Origin of the sequence: Rhodococcus sp. NPDC077669 (assembly GCF_040686915.1) — a bacterium.
Lineage (GTDB): Bacteria > Actinomycetota > Actinomycetes > Mycobacteriales > Mycobacteriaceae > Rhodococcoides > Rhodococcoides fascians.
This window is the reverse complement of record NZ_JBFBMD010000014.1, coordinates 1-17,570: the sequence shown is the minus strand read 5'-3', so window position 1 is coordinate 17,570 and position 17,570 is coordinate 1. Positions and strand designations below refer to the sequence as shown.

14 protein-coding genes and 1 pseudogene are annotated in these 17,570 nt (G+C 61.7%); 11 read left to right on the top strand and 4 right to left on the bottom strand.

The features are described 5' to 3' along the window. Nucleotide 1: 1 nt before the first annotated feature. From AB0P23_RS16460 to AB0P23_RS16415, 10 genes are all read left to right on the top strand, one after another. Nucleotides 2-862, top strand: a complete 861-nt coding sequence (locus AB0P23_RS16460; RefSeq protein WP_032365270.1) for an ABC transporter permease — start codon at nucleotides 2-4, stop codon at nucleotides 860-862. After that, nucleotides 859-2,214, top strand: coding sequence for an MCE family protein (locus AB0P23_RS16455; protein WP_363798292.1), 1,356 nt, complete (start codon nucleotides 859-861; stop codon nucleotides 2,212-2,214). Before AB0P23_RS16460 ends, AB0P23_RS16455 begins: the two co-directional genes overlap by 4 nt. After that, nucleotides 2,211-3,278: an MlaD family protein gene (locus AB0P23_RS16450; RefSeq protein ID WP_363798289.1), complete on the top strand. Its 1,068-nt coding sequence runs from the start codon at nucleotides 2,211-2,213 to the stop codon at nucleotides 3,276-3,278. Before AB0P23_RS16455 ends, AB0P23_RS16450 begins: the two co-directional genes overlap by 4 nt. Beyond that, nucleotides 3,275-4,273, top strand: coding sequence for an MCE family protein (locus AB0P23_RS16445; RefSeq protein WP_363798286.1), 999 nt, complete (start codon nucleotides 3,275-3,277; stop codon nucleotides 4,271-4,273). The genes AB0P23_RS16450 and AB0P23_RS16445 overlap by 4 nt, the downstream gene beginning before the upstream one ends. Further along, the gene (locus tag AB0P23_RS16440; RefSeq protein ID WP_363798283.1) at nucleotides 4,273-5,556 is read left to right on the top strand and encodes an MCE family protein; all 1,284 of its coding nucleotides are present in this window, start codon (nucleotides 4,273-4,275) and stop codon (nucleotides 5,554-5,556) included. Before AB0P23_RS16445 ends, AB0P23_RS16440 begins: the two co-directional genes overlap by 1 nt. A gap of 29 nt (nucleotides 5,557-5,585) precedes the next feature. After that, nucleotides 5,586-6,851, top strand: a complete 1,266-nt coding sequence (locus AB0P23_RS16435; protein ID WP_363798373.1) for an MCE family protein — start codon at nucleotides 5,586-5,588, stop codon at nucleotides 6,849-6,851. After that, nucleotides 6,848-8,095, top strand: a complete 1,248-nt coding sequence (locus AB0P23_RS16430) for an MlaD family protein (RefSeq protein ID WP_363798280.1) — start codon at nucleotides 6,848-6,850, stop codon at nucleotides 8,093-8,095. Before AB0P23_RS16435 ends, AB0P23_RS16430 begins: the two co-directional genes overlap by 4 nt. A gap of 406 nt (nucleotides 8,096-8,501) precedes the next feature. Continuing rightward, nucleotides 8,502-8,717, top strand: a complete 216-nt coding sequence (locus tag AB0P23_RS16425; protein ID WP_363798277.1) for a transposase — start codon at nucleotides 8,502-8,504, stop codon at nucleotides 8,715-8,717. A gap of 493 nt (nucleotides 8,718-9,210) precedes the next feature. After that, on the top strand, nucleotides 9,211-9,732 hold the full coding sequence (locus AB0P23_RS16420; protein WP_363798274.1) for a CocE/NonD family hydrolase C-terminal non-catalytic domain-containing protein: 522 nt from the start codon (nucleotides 9,211-9,213) through the stop codon (nucleotides 9,730-9,732). 256 nt (nucleotides 9,733-9,988) lie between these two features. Further along, nucleotides 9,989-10,579 carry an alpha/beta hydrolase gene (locus AB0P23_RS16415; RefSeq protein WP_363798271.1) on the top strand — a complete coding sequence of 197 codons (591 nt, stop codon included), beginning with the start codon at nucleotides 9,989-9,991 and terminating at the stop codon, nucleotides 10,577-10,579. A gap of 3 nt (nucleotides 10,580-10,582) precedes the next feature. Here AB0P23_RS16415 and AB0P23_RS16410 read toward each other — a convergent pair whose 3' ends face one another. The 4 genes and pseudogenes from AB0P23_RS16410 to AB0P23_RS16395 form a co-directional block, all read right to left on the bottom strand. Continuing rightward, entirely contained in the window at nucleotides 10,583-11,776 is a 1,194-nt protein-coding gene (locus tag AB0P23_RS16410; RefSeq protein ID WP_363798268.1) for a lysophospholipid acyltransferase family protein, read from the bottom strand. A gap of 56 nt (nucleotides 11,777-11,832) precedes the next feature. Next, nucleotides 11,833-12,789, bottom strand: coding sequence for a beta-ketoacyl-ACP synthase 3 (locus AB0P23_RS16405; RefSeq protein ID WP_363798371.1), 957 nt, complete (start codon nucleotides 12,787-12,789; stop codon nucleotides 11,833-11,835). Then, nucleotides 12,772-13,612 (bottom strand): annotated as a pseudogene (locus AB0P23_RS16400) (IS3 family transposase); the annotation flags it as partial. The gene AB0P23_RS16405 and the pseudogene AB0P23_RS16400, both read right to left, overlap by 18 nt. A 439-nt stretch (nucleotides 13,613-14,051) precedes the next feature. Beyond that, nucleotides 14,052-15,023: an SDR family NAD(P)-dependent oxidoreductase gene (locus tag AB0P23_RS16395; RefSeq protein WP_363798265.1), complete on the bottom strand. Its 972-nt coding sequence runs from the start codon at nucleotides 15,021-15,023 to the stop codon at nucleotides 14,052-14,054. Between the two features lie 367 nt (nucleotides 15,024-15,390). On the opposite strand from AB0P23_RS16395, the gene AB0P23_RS16390 reads away from it, so the two are divergent. Further along, nucleotides 15,391-17,570, top strand: a 2,180-nt coding sequence (locus tag AB0P23_RS16390; protein WP_363798262.1) for an AMP-binding protein, incomplete at its 3' end; no start/stop codon positions are given.

Genomic DNA, 17,570 nt, shown 5'->3' with positions numbered 1-17,570 from the left:
GATGACGATCGCCAGAGGTCGCGGTGACCGCACGCTGATGCGCGTCAAGCGCGTCGGCAATGCCCCGCTCAACGTGCTCGATCGCGCAGGCGAGCAGATGTCGTTCTATCTGCGGGCCATCGGGTGGATACCCAAGACCGCAGTCCATTACAAGAAGGAGGTTCTCCGCCTGCTGGCGGAGGTCACCTTCGGCAGCGGCGCGCTCGCCGTCATCGGCGGCACCATCGGTGTCATCGTGATGATGTCCGGCTTCACCGGCATCGTCGTCGGTCTGCAGGGTTACGCCGCCCTGGAACAGCTCGGCAGCTCGGTGTTGACCGGCTTCCTGTCCGCCTACGTCAATACCCGTGAAATTGCACCGATCGTGGCCGGGCTTGCACTGTCCGCCACCGTCGGTTGTGGTTTCACCGCCCAGCTCGGCGCGATGCGTATCTCGGAGGAGATCGACGCACTCGAAGTCATGGCAGTGCCCAGCGTGCCGTTCCTCGTCACCACCCGCATGATCGCCGGATTCGTTGCGGTGATCCCGCTGTACATCGTCGGTCTGCTTGCCTCGTACGTCGCTTCCCGCGGAATCAGCACGATCTTCAACGGGCAGTCGTCCGGCTCGTACGACCACTACTTCAACTTGTTCCTACCTCCAGAAGATGTGCTGTATTCCTTCCTCAAGGTGCTCATCTTCGCGTTCGTGCTGATCATGATCCACTGCTACTACGGCTACCACGCCTCCGGCGGACCGGCAGGCGTCGGCGTCGCGGTGGGTCGCGCAGTACGTACGGCGATCGTCACGATCGCGGTACTGGACTTCTTCCTGAGCCTCGCCATCTGGGGCACGACCACCACAGTGAGGGTTGCCGGATGATCGACTCGCCGTCGCGACTGAAGCGAGTACTGCTCGGACTTGCGTTCTTCTTGGTACTCATCCTGTTTCTCGGATGGAGCATCACCTCCTACAACAAGACGTTCAAATCGGTCGTCAACGTCAGCCTCGAAACCGACTCGGTCGGCAACGCTCTGCCGATGAACGCAGATGTGAAGGTGCGCGGCATGATCGTCGGCGAGGTGCGCTCGGCGTCGACCGTCGACGGCGTCGTCACCTCGCAGCTCGCCATCGATCCGGACAAGGCTCCGCTGATCCCGTCGAATGCCACTGCGCGGCTGCTGCCGAAGACCCTGTTCGGCGAGCGCTACGTCTCGCTGATCGTGCCCGAGAACGATTCGGCGTCGCCGATCTCCGACGGCACCGTTCTTCGACAGGACACGAGCGGCAACGCGATCGAGGTCGGGCAGTTGCTCGACGGGTTGCTGCCGTTGCTGCAAGCCATCCCGCCGCAGGACCTCGCCAATACCCTCGGGTCACTGGCGCAGGGCCTGAGCGGACGCGGCGAGCAGCTCGGACAGACCATCGACGACCTCACCGATGTCGTTTCCGGTCTCAACACCGAACTGCCGAACATCCAGCAGACGCTGGTGGGTCTCGCCGACTTCTCCCAGACCTACGCAGACGCCGCACCGGAGCTGATCTCGGCGCTGGACAACCTGCGTACGACGGGTAATACGGTGGTCGAGCGGCAGTCGAGCCTCGAGACGCTCTACGGCTCGCTGACGTCGGCATCGAACACGACCGCCGATTTCTTGCAGGTCAACTCCGAGAATCTGATCGGTCTCGCCTCGAACTCACGAGAGGCCCTCGACTTGCTGGCCGAGTTCTCGCCGACGTTCGGCTGCACCTTCAGCCAGTTCGCCGAGGGTGCAAGGCGCGGCAAGATCGTCCTCGGTGAGGGCGACGAGTACCCAGGGATTAACACGACTATCGGTTTCGTCAACCCGAAGGGCCGTTACTTGCCGAACCAGGACGAGCCACGGCTGTTCGACGACCGCGGAGCCACCTGCTTCGAGCCGGCGGCACCGGGAGAGTTCTTCCCGCAGTACCCGGGAGGTTCGATCAACGACGGGTCCTACCAGCCCCCGAGTCGCAACCCCGGCCCGCAGGAGATCCCCGGGCAGGGCCCACCGAAGTCGGCTCAGAGTTCCATCGTTCCCGCTGTCTCCGCATCTGCGCAGCCCGCGAGCTACGAGGGCTCGGACTTCGAGCGTGACACTCTTGCCGTCATCTACGGACAAGCGAGTGGTGTTGCACCAGAGACTGTCCCGTCGTGGGCCGCCGCACTCGGCGCACCGGCATTGAGAGGAGTGGAGGTGACCGTGCCATGAGAGGCCTTCTCGCGCCGATCATCAAGTTGGTCGTGTTCGCCGTGATCACGATCATCGCCACGGCCACCCTGGCCTTCACCATCGCGAACTCGAGCGGTGGTGGTGGTACCAAGTTCTCGGCCATGTTCACCGATGTCACCTCGCTCAACGAGGGTGACGAGATCCGAATCGCCGGCGTTCGCGTCGGGCAGGTCGACAAGATCGAGATCGCCAACGAACGAGAGGCGAAGGTCGACTTCACGCTGAGCAGTCGCGACTGGCTGCCGGCGAGTTCGACTGCCACCATTCGCTTCCGCAACCTGGTCGGTCAGCGCTACATCGCCATCGAGCAGGGTTCGGGCGATCAGGGCAAGAAGATCACCGGGGGAGCGACCATTCCGCTCGAGCGCACCAAGCCCGCGGTGAACCTGACGACTCTGTTCGACGGATTCCGCCCGCTGTTCACCACGCTCAGCGCAGATGACGTCAACAAGCTCTCGTACCAGATCATTCAGGTGTTCCAGGGGGAATCGGGCACCATCAACGAACTGGTCAAGAACACTGCGAGTCTGACCAACACCGTGGCCGACAAGGATCAGGTCATCGGTCAGGTCATCACCAACCTCAACAATGTGCTCGCCACGGTCAACCAGAACGACGGGCAGCTCGACAGCCTCATCGTCAACACTCAGCAGCTCGTGTCGGGCCTGTCGGCCGACCGTGATGTCGTCGGCTCGGCCGTGACCTCGCTGGCCGGACTGACCAACGCCACCGCGGACCTGCTCGAGCCGACGCGGCCGTCGATCCAGGGTTCGGTCACAGCGCTGAACACGTTGTCGGAGACCATCAATCGACGCAGCGCCGACGTGGACGCGGTCCTCGGAAATCTGCCGGTCAAGCTCGACAAGCTGATTCGTACGGCTCAGCAGGGATCCTGGTTCACGTTCTACCTCTGCGGTATCGACATCATGGCCGGACCGGGTACGTCGCCGAACCTGAACTTGCCAACCGGGCTCCCGACCGTCAATCAGCCGCTATACACGAACTCGGCCGAGCGCTGCAAAGCTGGGGGGATCAAGCAATGACATCTCGACGTAGTCCGGCCACCATCGGGGCACTGGGAATCGCGATCATCCTGCTCGCCACGATGTCGGTCTTCTTCCTCGACCGTCTCCCGATCATCGGTGCGGGTTCGGTGTACACCGCGGAGTTCAGTGAAGCCGCAGGTCTCAAGCCGTCCAACGAAGTCCGTATCGCGGGGGTCAAGGTCGGCAAGGTCACCGACGTGCGGCTCGACGGCGACCGGGTGCTCGTGGACTTCACGGTGCAGGACGCCTGGGTCGGCAACGAGTCGCGAGCGGCCATCGCCATCAAGACTCTGCTGGGGCAGAAGTACCTGGCACTGGATCCGAGTGGCTCGGACACCCTGAGCCCGAAAGATCCAATTCCGCTGGCGCGCACCACCTCTCCGTACGACGTCATCGACGCGTTCTCGGCGGCGGCGTCGACGATCAACGACATCGACACGGACCAGCTCGCCACCAGCATGCGGACGTTGTCCGATGCGTTCTCCGAGACCCCGGCCAACATCAGAGCCTCGCTCGACGGCGTGACTCGGTTGTCGCAGACGGTGGCCAGCCGCGACGAGGAACTCAAGAAGTTGTTCGCAGCCACCGGCGAGACCTCCAAGGTGTTAGCCGACCGCAACGAGCAGTTCAACAAGCTGATCACCGATGCGGGTCCACTGCTCGAGGAGCTCAACAATCGGCAGCAGGCCATCTCCCAGCTGCTCACCGGCACACAACGTGTGTCGCAGGAGCTGACCGGTTTGGTCCGTGACAACGAGGCGATCATCAACCCGATGTTGCAGCAGCTCAACGGCGCCATCGACATCCTGCAACGCAACAACGACAGTCTCGACCGAGCACTGAAGCTGTACGAGCCGTTCGTTCGCCTCTACACGAATGTGACCGGCAACGGACGGTGGCTCGATATCGTGCTCGCCAACCTCACCCCACCCGGAGTCCCATTGATACCTGGTTACCGTCAGCCCGCCAACGACATGCGTTTGGGGAACTGATGACAGATTCTCAAGCAGGGCCGCGGAACAAGAACAAGCTGGCGCTGATCGCGGTGATTCTGGTGGTGGCACTGGTCGTGGCGGTCGCTGGCTGGTGGCTGTTTACCAGGGCAGGAACAACCAAGATCACGGCCTATTTCGACAAGTCGGTCGGTATTTATTCCGGCTCGGAGATTCGGGTGCTCGGGGTCAAGGTCGGCACAGTTGATTCGGTCACCCCGATGGGTGACGACGTCGAAGTCGTCCTTCGAGTCGACCGAGGAGTAGACATTCCGGCGGATGCGAAAGCTGTCCAGGTGACGCCCTCACTCGTCGCCGATCGCTACGTTCAGCTCGCGCCCGCTTACACCGGGGGCGACACGATGGCCAGCGGAACGACGATCGGTCGCGATCGCACGGCCACACCCGTCGAGGTCGACGAGCTGTACTCCTCGATCAACGACCTGTCCAAAGCTCTCGGTCCCGACGGGGCCAACAAGGACGGCGCTCTCACCGACCTGGTGAACACCGGTGCGGCGAACCTCGACGGCAACGGGGAGGCGTTGGGCAACAGCATCACTCAGCTCTCGGCTGCCGGCCGCACGTTGAGCGACTCGCGCTCCGACGTCTTCGACACGATCAAGAATTTGCAGACTTTCGTCAGTGCGCTCGCCGTCAACGATCAGCAGGTTCGTAACTTCAACACTCAGCTCGCCGATCTGACCGGTTTCCTGTCGGGCCAGCGCGAGGACTTAGGAGCCGCCCTGCAGCAGCTCTCGGTGTCCCTCGGTGACGTTGCGACGTTCGTTGCGGACAACCGCACCGAACTGACCGACGCGGCCAACGGGCTCGTGCAGCCCACACAAACTCTGGCCGACAACCGTGAGCAGCTCGTGCAAACTCTGACGCTGCTGCCGTTGGCCATCAGCAATCTGGCAAACGCGTACGACGCCGAATCCGGGTCACTTGCCACGCGAGCGAATCTACAAAACGAGACCCAAGATCCTCTTGGTACGATTTGCAGACTCATCGACCTGGGCAAGCTGGTCCCCGGCGACCCTCGTTTCGAGGCACTAGGTGCCCAGATCCAGCCGATCATCGATCAGTGCGCCAACATCACTACCATGATCCAGGCCCCGCTCGCCGACCAGAACCGGATCGTGCTGCCGTTCGGTGTTCTTACCAATGACATCCAGCAGAACCAGTCCGTGCCGGGCACGGTCCCGGGCGTAGTCTCACCCAGACTGGGATCCAGCTCGATGCCGGGCCTCGACCGCTCGCTCATTGGAGGTGGGGGACAGTGAGTACCTCTGTGAGTTGGAATCGAGCTCGCGTGAAGCGTTCGTTGGCGCTCGGTGCGGGCATGTGCGTGGTGGCACTCTCCGCAGGAGCGTGTTCGTCGGCAGGCATCTACGCGATTCCGCTGCCGGGCGGCGCGGATGTCGGCGACAACCCGTTCAATCTGACGGTGCAGTTCGACGATGTGCTGGACCTGGTGCCGCAGTCGACCGTCAAGGTCGACGGTGTCCCCGTCGGTCGCGTCGACTCCATCTCTGTGCCGAACGACGGGTGGACCGCCGATGTCAACGTCATCCTGAACTCCGACGTGGACCTGCCGGCCAACGCGATCGCGTCGGTGCAGCAGACCAACCTGCTCGGTGAGAAGTTCGTGCAGCTCTCCGCACCTCCCGGTGACGAAGAGGCTGCACGTCTGCAGGACGGTGCCACGATCCCGCTCGATCGCACCCGCCATGCAACCGACATCGAACAGGTCCTCGGCGCGCTCTCGCTGCTGCTCAACGGCGGCGGCGTCGGCCAGCTTTCGCCTATTGTCAAGGAACTGAGCACGGCGTTCGACGGTCGTGAAGGCAGGACCAAAGAGCTTCTGCAGCAGGCGAACATGCTGATCGACGGACTCAACCAGCAGCGTGACGACATCACCCGCGCCATCGACGGTCTCGACACGCTCAGCGGGCGCGTCAACTCTCAGACCGACAAGATCGACGGAGTGCTCAAGGATCTACCGATTGCCACCGAGGTGCTCGAGAAGCAGCGACCGCAGCTGACCGAGATGCTCGGTGCGCTGGACCGGCTCGGCTCGGTCGGCACCGACGTGATCGATCGATCCAAGGACGACCTGATCGCAGACCTGCGGGCATTACGGCCGACGCTGCAGGCGTTGGCCGATTCGGCCGACGACGCGGTCACGTCACTCGCGGTTATCCCGACGCTTCCGTTCGCCGACGGCACGGAAAAGATCATCCAGGGGGACTCGGCGAACCTGTTCATCTCACTGGATTTGTCTATCGGTACAACCCTCCGTGCGCTGGGGGTCGGTGAGGGTGACCCGGTCTACATCCAGCCCAAGTACGGCAACACGCTGCCGGTCGTGGATCCGTCGAATCCGTACTACAACGGAAACGGCCCGCGTCCGGGCTGGCCGACGATCTCGCTGCTGCCGTTGCCGCCCATCATTCCGTCGCCGGTTCCTGGACCCGGTGCGCCTGCGGGTGAGGCCGCTGGTGCTGCCGAGCCTGCACCGTTCGACCCGTTGGCTCCCGTGACCGATCTGCTCGAACGATTCGGAGTTGGACAGTGAGATCGAAGCTCGTTCGCTTTCAGTTGGTCGCGTTCGTCGTGGTCGCCCTGCTCGGGCTGATCTACGTCGGTGGCAAGTACGTCCGCCTGGACAACATGCTCGGGTTCGGGCAGTACGAGGTGGCACTCAACCTGGCCGACTCCGGCGGCATTTTCTCCAATGCCGAGGTGACGTACCGCGGTGTGCCGGTCGGAACCGTCGGCGATCTGCAGTTGACGTCGGACGGTGTCCGGGTGGCACTCAAACTCGACAACGGTGGACCCGACATCCCGGCCGACAGCAAGGCCGTTGTGGCAAACCGCTCAGCGATTGGCGAGCAGTACGTCGACCTGCAGCCGCAGTCCGATCTGGGTCCGTTCCTGGTGGACGGTTCGGAGATCGCACAGGCCGACACCGCTACGCCGGTTCCGGTGGAGGACGTGCTCGCGAACACGAACACGTTGGTCAGGTCGGTGCCCCTCGACACGTTGACCAATGTGGTCAACGAGCTCGGTGTCGCGTTCGACGGCAAGGGCAACGACCTGCAGTCTCTGGTCGATTCGCTCGGGAACATCTCCGAGTCGGCCAACGAGGCTCTGCCGCAGACTCTGTCGTTGATTCGTGACGCGGTGCCGGTGCTGAACACTCAGTCCGAGCAGTCGGATCTCATCCGCGAATTCAGCACGAGTCTGGATCAGGTGACGGCTCAGCTGAAATCGAGCGATCCCGATATCCGTCGGCTCATCGACACCGGGACCGCCGCGGGTGATCAGCTCGGTGGTCTGATCACCGACGCCGGTCCGGCTCTGACCACCGATATCAACAATCTTGCGCTGTTGGCCGCTCAAGCTGAACCCCGCTATGTTGCGCTTCGTCCGTTCCTGACATTCTTGCCCGCGTTGGGTGCTGGTATCTCGACGATCGTTCCGAACGACGGCACTATCCATCAGGGTCTGTTGCTCGAGGCGAACAACCCTCCGCCGTGCACTGTCGGCTACGAGGGATCGCAGGCCATCTTGGACGAAGAGAAGCGTAAGGACCCGAATTTCGACCAGACCAGGGTGGATTACCCGCTGAACCTCGACGCCAACTGTGCAACGCCGCAGGGGAGCGTGACGGGCGTTCGTAGCGCGAACCGAATCGTGTTCGCCGATCCCGACGTACCGCAGCCGTGGGACCTCAACCCCAAGGTCGATCCCGACAAGCTCAATCTCAACCCCATTGCCACTCAACTCGCACCATTGATTGGCGTTACTCCCAAGTAGGAGATTCCGCCAGTATTGCTCGGCGAGATTCTCCCAGGCTGTTTTTTACACGGATCGAGCATTGCAGCGGAGCAGAGTGCAGTGCCGGTTCGTCACTACGGAATTCTGTCAGATGCCGTTCAAGGGGTGTTCAGGTCCGGGCTCACTGCTCGGCACCGTTCTGGGTGGTGTCCTCTTGGGGACTTGTCCTGACCTAATCACCGACCGCGGCGGTGGGTCGTGGGTCGAATTCCGTCTCGGGCACCGTCGCAACCGGTGCTCATCCGACTCCAAGCTGCTGTGATTACCAGGAACGCTGTAGACGGCCGTCGCAGCGACGAAAATAGGTGATGGCCTCCGGTATCGATGTGATATCACGGGCTGGCGATTGTGCTGCGAATGGATAAGGGGGCGGAGTTCGTTTCGCATGTGCTTCAACAGTTCTGCCGCGACCGTGTCGTCATCTCTTTACATCCCGCCGGGGACGCCGTTGAACAGTGGAGAAATCGAGTCGTTCAACAACCGGCTACGGAAGGAATGCCTCAACCGAAATCACTGGACCAGCCTGCTCGAAGCAAGAGTGGTGATCGAAAACTCCAAGGACGACCACAATCATCGGCACCGGCACTCATCGATTGGCTGACGTGTAAAGGTTCAAAAGATCTTTGACCGCCACCGAAAACTCAGTGCCGAGCGCAGCAAAAGATTTCCATCACGTCCGCCTGACTTCAGTGAGGTCGAGGCGTCGCGCAAGGTGTGTGACGACGTCCTCGGGTTTGAGGTGGCGTTCGAGTACGACCTGAATGCAGACGAAGAGACCAAGAACTTCTTGTGGTTCTTGGTCAGCGGAGTGATCTACCAGTTTCCGGTTGAACTGTTCGGCCTTAGATCGGTGGCACCAACGACGACTCGTTCGACGAGGACCGCGCAGGCCTCGACAATCCGAGTTTCGGCGTCGAGAAGTACCAGGACCTGGTCGATGCTATGGAGACACTGGACAATTCCGGTGTCGTGCACGAGCCGATCAAAGGTGGTGGCCCCGGTCTGTCGATCCTCGAATTCCGTGACCCGACAACATTGAGATAGAGATATCGGGGTCCAGCGCGTAGCTACTGACCAGCACTCACCGAGGACAGTTGGAAGTCGGGAATTCGCATTCATGGCATCGCCGTTCCCTCTCCTCCGCGCAACTCATCGAACGGACCCAGATCAGCGGCAAGCGCAATCTGCGCCTGTTCGTCTACACCTCGAGGCAGGAGGACAGCCGGGCAATGACCGTCGACAATGTGGCACCGGACGGCGCGTCGACGGTGCTCACCAACGGTGCGTTTTCTGTGTCGAACAGGGCCATCGACATGTCGTTGTCGGACTACGCCGAGGACGGCAGTCTGCTCGTCGCCCACCACTGCCTCAGCCACGAGCGCAAGCTGCCGGTTCCAGCAGGAGTCCCACCGCCGATCGACGTGGATCTCGTGCCCACCGACGCGATGCTCGTCATTGGTCACCGACCGCTCGTCTATGTCCACGCGGGCAGCACGCCGAAGTACCCGTCGGTCGTCCCTGACCTGATCCGCGCACACGCACGACGTCAGGACCTCGTCCTCGACCCGCACCGCCCCAGCTACTTGTCGTTCCGCGCTATCGGCGATCCCGCCTGAAGAGTGCGGCAGGATCAGACCCCGGTTACGCGGATCGGCGACCCACTAGATCAACGCCCAGGTACAGTCACTTGACAGACTAACCCCACCCGGCTGGAGGCTTCAGTGCCAAAAAATTCCCCGGTTATAGTCACCGTCCCATGTCGTTCCGGAGCGGAGTGGAGCGTCGGCGACATACACCCGTTCCTCGGTCGCGCCGTTCGAACGATGCGTTTACCCGAAGCACTCGATAACATCGAGTCGTACGCCGACTTCGTTGAGGCGCGAGACAACAGATCTGGATTCATTTGTCCTGGTAGGTGATTCTTTTGGTGCTGCGGTCGCCTTGGAGTTTGCGACCCGGCTCCCTGCTGGACTCGTAGGACTGGTGTTGTCAGGGGGTTTTGCATCTGATCCCCTCCCGTGGTGGAAGCGCACAGCCGGTTGCGCCGCAGCCCGCTGGGCAGTTGGGCCTGTTTATCACGAACTGACCCTGAGGTTTCACGCATGGCAACTGGCCTCGAGATTCGACAGAACGGCCGAGGTGCCTCATAGCGGGGCGCAATTCCGTCAGTTCTTTGTGGACAACACCCCGAAAGCCAGTTTCGATGCACGGGTGCGTGCGGTCTCCGGTCTCGACCTCCGACGTGGACTTCCCCTAATCGAGGTTCCGACCCTCGTGATCACGCCGGAAGACGACAAGCTGGTCGGGCGAACGGAGGCAGACACTCTGGTGGAGCTGATCCCGCGGTGCGAGGAAAGGGTGCTGCCCGCAACGGGGCACATGTTCCGGTTCACCCACCCCACCTTGTACGGACAGGCGATCACCCAGTTCGTCGATGAGGTTACCGAGCGGATGCCGACGTAGTCGCTACGAAATCGCTCGGTGCCTCGTGGCCATGAGTTCAGCGTCGATGCTGCCGAGCAGCTTCTCGCATCTGCGACGTCGTAGCTCGTAGCGGGCGTTGTCTGGGTCTGCGACCTCGAGAATCCACCGCAGCGCCAATTCTGCGTCGACCGTTCGTCCCTCGCTCAACGACATTTCGGCGATGGCCATCAGCGGCCGGGTGTCACCGGCACGAGTGTGCGCTGCAGCCGCGTTCAGGTGACGGATCGCGTGCGCGCGACGCCCTCCGAGCACGTAGGGTACTGACATGTTCCATCGCCCGAGGACGTAGTTCGTCAACGGGTTCTCGGGGTTTTCGCGCAACGCGGCCATGCACAGCAGCTTGATTCTCCGTGCTGCGACCAAGCGACGCGCGATGCCGCGGCGCGGCGCGGTGAGCCCGAGCACTCGAGCACGTTGCAAACCGATGCCGGTGTCGTGGCTCCCCCACCGGCGCAGGCTTTGCTCGAGAAAACCTAGCAGTGCCGCGTCTTCGTAACCGATCGCGCCGTCGGCGTCTATGACGTTCTCCAGCCTCCGCTCCACCGCCGACACGAGGTCGAACGGCGGCTCGGAAGCACCACCGTCCCCTGCCGCCCCGGTCCTGAGAAGCTCGGCGATGACGCTCCGCGCTGCGTCGGACATGGAGGCGATCCGGGACTTTTCGGGGCCGGGAGCCGGTCGGACCAACGGCGGTCCTACAACGACGCGGATGGTCGACCTCTGGGGTAGCAGCGCTCCCTTCGGCAGGACCGAATCCGAGCCCACAATCGCGATCGGCACAACCGGGACGTCGTTGAGTAACGCGGTCATGAACGCGCCCGCCTTGAACGGTAGTAGGCCCGAGCCGTTGTTGCGCGTCCCCTCCAGATATATGACGACGGCGTTGCCGTCCCGAAGCGCCGACGAGATCCGACGAAACGACGCGAGGCCGGGTTTGTCCCGGTCGACCGGAATGGCATCCCAAGCCTTATGGAACGCGCGACTCACGGGGCGGTCGAACGCCTCCTGCTTGGTGAGGAACCAACATGGCCCCGATCGTCGGGCACTGAGCAGCGACCGCATGACCAAGTGGTCGTAATAGCTGCGGTGGTTAGCGACGATTATGACGGGTCCCGTTACCGGGATGTGGTCGATCCCGTGCACCGATTCGAGGTGCCGCACTACGCTCTGGGCCATCGGTCTGCGCGTCGTCTCGCGGAGGAACCGGCTGAAGACCTCGCGCTCCGCCGACATCAGTTCGCTCCGGGGAGGACGACGACCTGTGCAGCGAACGACAGGCCTGCCCCGAACGCGACGAGCAGTGCTCGGCCGCCCGGGGGTGCCGATCCGGTTCTCACCACTGCATCGAGCGCCAGGGGAACAGATGCGGCGCTGGTGTTGCCGCTGATCGCGATGTCGTCGGCGACGACACAGGTCGACGAAACACCGAGCACGGTGGCCAGCACCTCGGTAATCCGCGCGTTGGCCTGGTGCGCGATGAGTGCGGCGAGGTCCTCGGGGGACACGCCCGCCGCCTTTATCGCGCTCCGACACGTGCTCTCCAGCGAGTTTGTCGCCCAACGGAACACCTGCGCGCCGTCCATCGCAAGGTACGGCCGCACCGCATCCCGTCCGTACGCGTCCACGTCGTCGAAGTATTCGAGCCAGTTCTTCGTCTGTCCGATTGCGCTTGCCCTGTGGCCTTCGGATCCCCAGACTGTGACGCCGATCCCGGTTGTTTCCGATCTGCCGACGATCACCGCGCCCGCACCGTCGGCGAAGAGGAAGGCCGTGGCGCGGTCTGTCATGTCGATGGTGTCGCTCAATTTTTCGACGCCCACCACGGCAACGACGCTCGACGTGCCGCCGCGGACGAGATCTGAAGCAATGGCGATCCCGTGGCAGAACCCGGCGCAACCCGCCGACAGATCGAATGCGGCGATCGGCCCCGCACCTAGCGACGCGGCGATGGCGGGAGCGCAAGCGGGCGTGAAGACCAAGCGCGTCGAGGTAGCCACGATAAGGCAATCGACGTCGGCCACCTCGAGACCGGCATCCGCGAGCGCAGCCGCCACCGCCTCGGCGCTCATCATCTCGATGGTCTCCTCGGCGCTCGCGAAGCGCCGCGAGACAATGCCCGATCGCTGCCGGATCCACTGGTCGCTGGAGCCGATTGGTCCGGCGATCTCACCGTTATCCAACGCGGACACTGTCAACGAGGCCTTCATCCTGGAGTCGATCGAGTAGCCGACGATCCTGTTCGACCACACGTCCTTGATCGCGCAGGGATACAGTTTGCCCTCGTCTGCGCGGTGTTCGGTGATGTCGGTCAGCCACAGCTCGTCCGCGGCCTGGGCGGTGAACTGACGGTCGACGAGGTCATCGTGGACCGGCGGGCCGGCCTTCCTGTTCAGGCCTCGCTTCTTCGAGAACACCGACCAGATGCGTTCTTGTGAGCGCAACCGCGCGACCCGGTTCTCGCTGGCGGTGATGCCGCGGTCCGGTAGTTCGTCGGCGATGAAGCGGTAGCCGAATGCGAAGTCTTCGGCGTGGATCTCACGAGAATGTTGATCAGGTGCGCGACATCCCAATCCCGTTGCGTGACTGGCTTTTTCTTCCATTTGTAGAACTCTTGGGTGGAGAATCCGCGAACCCGGCAGGTAACTGTGACGGGGACTCCGTCGCCAGCAAGGTCGAGGACCAGCGGTGGGGGCACCTCCCGCTTGCGGGGGCATATCATTTCGGGTTGACGTCCCGGGACAAGTAGGCGACCGCGCGACGCATGACCTCGGCCTCTTGCTCGAGCAGCTTGATCCGTTTGCGGGCTTCTCGCAGCTCGGCGGACTCGTCGAGGCCTGCGTTCGTGGCGGTGCCCCGCTCGATGCCGTCGTCGCGGTCGGCGACTTTGAGCCAGCGGTGCAGGCAGCCTTCGGAGATTCCGAAGTCCTTCGCGATCTGACGCAGCTGGGCCTCGCCTTTGCGTGCGACGGCGATGACGTCGCGGCGGAACTCCTCGGGGAATTCTTTCGGCATGGGGAAACCTTCTTCCACCGTGAGGCGCGATCCTCACAGATCAGATGTCAACCAAAGCTGGGGCAGTCCCATTCTGGGCCCTAACATGTCAACCGAGTGCATCCGCACGACGATCTTTGAATCTGGCCCGTACAGAACGCTCTGTGACGTCAGGTTTGCGACCGTCGGTTGGGTCGACGGTGTGTGTGGTGGGGGCACCTCCCGCTTGTGGGGAGCAACGAACATACGGTTGCATTCGTGCATCGACAGATGCCCCCGATCGAATACGAAACACACTGCTACTCGGACCTTCGCACCGAGGGGCAGTCCCAACTGGAGGCGGCACAAGACCTAGCGTGATTCAATCGGCTGGGGACGCCGCAATTGCCGTGCTCAGTTCGTCATGACGACGACCCGTCACCTCACACATGCAGCCCGCCCCACCAGCCTTCGCTTTAGATCACGGACGGGCCTGTGCTGGTTCGGAAAACCACCACGGCGCTGTCAGTCCGGCGTTCAATCCGGTGAGATCATTGAGGAACTCGAAAAGCGACTTTTCGCGTTCCTTGTCGTAGGACTCGGGAGAGGAAGGGACCGGTCGATCGATCTCAACATAGGACCCGCGGAGCCGATCCTCTGGGTATTGACTCGTTTTGGTCGCGAACCGCGCCAAATGCGATGCGGAGTGAGCAGGACTGGACACACCTGGCAGTAGACGCATTCCGGGCAGCAAGCGCCGCCACACGAACCTCTCCACCGCGCTTCGATCTCGCGCAAGTCCTGTACCGGGCAACATGCCTGGGTCATAGCACATCGGGGTGACAGATAATGGGGCGCGACGGACCAGTTCATGGGTCACGTACAAGGTGCCGAGTTTGCTCGTCGAGTAGGCCTCGATTCCGTCGCCATGTCGTGGCGACGAAAGCTCCTTCGGCGAGGTCCATTTGGGTTTGGCGACCATTCCGTACGAACGACGGAACTGTCCGTAGTGCGTTCCGGAACCGATCTGTACGATCTGCGCCGACGCCCCAAGGTGTCGACTCATCAGGCCCAACAGCAGATGCGGGCCCGCCACATTAGTGGCAAATGTTAACTCCACGCCATCCGTGGTCTCGCGATCGGTCGAAGACGTTTGAATCCCAGCGTTGAGCAGGACGCTGCTCATGGTCGGTACCGCTCCATCTGCTATCAGACCGGCGATGTCGGCACCTGCTCTTCTGATGCTGGAAAAGTCGGCCTGGTCGCATATGGCGTACCGAAAGTTCGAGGGTCTATCCAGCGCATTCTTGAGCTGTTCGATCTTCTCCTCGGACCGAGCCGTCGCCAGCACCGTCCACAGGGTGGAACCTGCCATGCGTCTTGCTACCTCCAGGCCGAGGCCGGATGTCGCTCCGGTGAGCAGCATGGTGGCGGGAGTTTGTTGAATTTTCACAGTCTCTCCTCAAGAAAGGGCGCGATGAATAGTACTTACTCACCGGTGGCCAAGATAGTATGCATTCAAACGTCGACCGTCTATAAAGAAGTCGAAATCGAAACTAAATCAGCCGCCGAACGTGCTCGACGATCAGTGATGCGGCTCATGTTGAGGTACCAGGTACGCCGTGCTAGCTTTCCTGATACCGGACGCGGGGGCACTGGGCGACATGCTCGACAAAGCTGTCGACGACTCTAGTTATTAAGCATTCGTAAACATTCGATGAGATGTACACGTGGCCAAAGTACGACATGGCCACTGTGCTTCGACGCGAAACTATGGACACCTCGCGTCCTAACTCGACGCTATCTGCAGGGGGGCTTGCATGGCCGATTCACATTTCGACGATCGACCGAAAACTCTGATCGAGCTTATTCAGAAGCGTGCACGTGAGGACGAGGGACTCGTTGCGTACAGGTTTTTGACTCCGGATGGATTCGGACAATTCTACGAACAAGAATTGACTTACGGGGAGCTTGACTCGGCGGCACGACGTGTTGCAGCGGTGGTGCAGTCGAACAGTGAGCCCGGAGATCGAGTGGTTTTGTTGTTGGCCCCCGGAATGGACTATCTACTTTCTTTCTTTGGGTGTATATACGCAGGTAGAGTTGCCGTTCCCGCGTACCCGCCGACGTCTCTGCGGCATCTGCCGCGACTCGAGGCGGTGGTCGCTTCGGCACGTGCGCGGATGATTCTCTGTGATCAGGTCTTTTACGAAGGCCGCGATGCGTTGTTTGCGAATACTTCACTTTCCAACGCCAAGCTGATATCGGCGGCATCTTTCGAGTCCGCAAACAAAGACCAGTTCCTGCCGCAGTCGACGATCGACGAGAATTCTGTGGCATTTCTCCAGTACACGTCTGGCTCTACGTCTGATCCCAAGGGGGTGATCGTTTCCCATGGAAATATCATGGCGAACTCCGAGATGGCAGTCGAGAGTTTCGACCTGTCCAGGGCGAGCGTGGGAGTATGTTGGCTGCCGCCCTACCACGACATGGGACTGATTGGCGGGATAATCTTCCCCCTTTACGCAGGGTTCACGTCGAATTTGCTTTCGCCGCTTTCTTTCGTAAGCGCTCCTGAAGTGTGGCTGCAAGCAATCTCGAACTACCGGGGTACCCACAGTCCGGGCCCCAATTTCGCATTCGAGATGTGCACGAAAAGGATTTCGGCAGATGTCGACCAGCGGTTCGACCTCAAGTCCTGGACGCATGCTCTGTGCGGTGCGGAGCCTGTGAACGCGCACGTATTGAACGACTTTGCAGACCGGTTTGCTTCGAGCGGTTTCGACGGAGAATCCTTTTACCCTTGCTACGGGCTGGCAGAAGCAACTCTGGTTGTCTCCGGCGGACGTGAGCGGGGTGCGCCGTTCTGCAGGATCGTTTCCAAGACTGCTCTTGCCGAGGGACGGATCACGGAACCCCGCGATTCACGGGACGCTCGGTCTCTTGTGAGCTCGGGGTTCTTGCCTAGACTCAGTTCCGTAGCCATCGTTGATCCTGTGACGGGCTTGGAGGCAGTACCCGGAGCGATCGGTGAAGTGTGGATTGCGGGACCGAACGTCGCCGCCGGATATTTCGATTTGCCCGAGGCAACCGAGAAGGCGTTCGCTCGTATTCTTTCTGACGATCGAGGGCCATACTTCTCCACCGGTGACCTCGGAGTGATCCTCGACGGCAACGTGTTCATCACGGGTAGAGCCGGCGATTTGATCATCGTTCGGGGCCGCAACATCTACCCCCAGGATATCGAAGAGATCAGCGCCGCAGCACATCCGGCCGTCAATGGAGGCCGGAGCGCGGCGTTCGCGGTCGGGGACTCGGTCGATATCGTCGTAGTGCAGGAAGTCGCGAACAAGGAAGTGGCACCGTCGTTGTTCGGCGAGATCGCCTCTGCAATAAAGGAGCACATCACCGAGCAGCTCAGTATCGCGGTCTCGGATGTCGTTCTGCTCGCGCCCCGACGGATGCCGCTTACATCGAGCGGTAAGGTGCGACGAAAGTCCTGCCGGTCGATGTACGAGTTAGGCGACCTACCCGACCCTCTCGCGAGTTTCCATCGAGACGCGATTACGACGTCGAAGACGCCGAGCACCGACCCCGCTCGCGCGGCGAACCAGACTGTCGCTCAGGGCAAGCAACGTTCCAGCACTCGCAGCGAAATTCTGTCTACAATTCTGCAGTCGATTTCCGAGCATGTCGGCATACCACTCGATGCTGTCGATCCCGCTGCATCCTTCGCCTCGTTCGGTGTCGATTCGCTGAAAAGTGTTGTGATAGCTAAGCACATCGCTGCTTCGACCGGACTGGATGTGGCCCCAACGTTGCTGTGGGAGCATCCGAATCCGGTCGAAGCGGCCGACGCGTTGGCGAACTGTACTTCAGTCGCAGAGCCTATGAGTCAGGTGGCGAGCTCTGAGCCTGTGGCGGTGGTGGGTGTGGGGTGTCGTTTTCCTGGTGGTGTGGTCGGGGTGGAGAGTTTTTGGGATTTGTTGGTTTCGGGTGG